Below are 665 nucleotides of genomic sequence, written 5' to 3' on the forward strand. Positions count from 1 at the left end.
CGAACCGCTGACCTCCTGCGTGCAAGGCAGGCGCTCTCCCAGCTGAGCTAAGGCCCCTTAAATAAATGGTCGGGAAGACAGGATTCGAACCTGCGACCCCTTGGTCCCAAACCAAGTGCTCTACCAAGCTGAGCTACTTCCCGATATAATGGCGCGCCCGAGAGGAGTCGAACCCCTAACCTCTTGATCCGTAGTCAAACGCTCTATCCAATTGAGCTACGGGCGCATATGGTGCCGAGGACCGGAATCGAACCGGTACGGTAGTCACCTACCGCAGGATTTTAAGTCCTGTGCGTCTGCCAGTTCCGCCACCCCGGCAAGGGCTTGGAGCGGAAGACGGGATTCGAACCCGCGACCCCCACCTTGGCAAGGTGGTGTTCTACCACTGAACTACTTCCGCGCTTAGCAATTTATAAATGATGCGGGTGAAGGGACTTGAACCCCCACGTCCGAAGACACTAGATCCTAAGTCTAGCGCGTCTGCCAATTCCGCCACACCCGCAAATGGTGAGCCATGAAGGATTCGAACCTTCGACCCTTTGATTAAAAGTCAAATGCTCTACCGACTGAGCTAATGGCTCACAAAATGAGTTATGAAGCATCATATAAATATTCCGCTTATTAACTTGTATAAAAAAGATGGTGCCGGCCAGAGGACTTGAACC

Annotated in this window: 6 tRNA genes; all 6 read right to left on the bottom strand. The window is 52.8% G+C overall.

Going from position 1 to position 665, the window contains the following annotated elements:
• Window positions 1-66 precede the first annotated feature (66 nt).
• Window positions 67-143: transfer RNA gene (locus A4245_RS19415), tRNA-Pro, on the bottom strand.
• Between the two features lie 6 nt (window positions 144-149).
• Window positions 150-226, bottom strand: a tRNA-Arg gene (locus tag A4245_RS19420).
• A 3-nt stretch (window positions 227-229) separates the two neighbouring features.
• Window positions 230-318: transfer RNA gene (locus A4245_RS19425), tRNA-Leu, on the bottom strand.
• A 7-nt stretch (window positions 319-325) separates the two neighbouring features.
• Window positions 326-400, bottom strand: a tRNA-Gly gene (locus tag A4245_RS19430).
• Between the two features lie 20 nt (window positions 401-420).
• Window positions 421-502: transfer RNA gene (locus A4245_RS19435), tRNA-Leu, on the bottom strand.
• A 3-nt stretch (window positions 503-505) separates the two neighbouring features.
• Window positions 506-581 (bottom strand) — tRNA-Lys (locus A4245_RS19440).
• Window positions 582-665: the final 84 nt, after the last annotated feature.

This window comes from Oceanobacillus damuensis, assembly GCF_001618145.1.
In the GTDB taxonomy this organism is placed as follows: Bacteria; Bacillota; Bacilli; order Bacillales; family Amphibacillaceae; genus Oceanobacillus; species Oceanobacillus damuensis.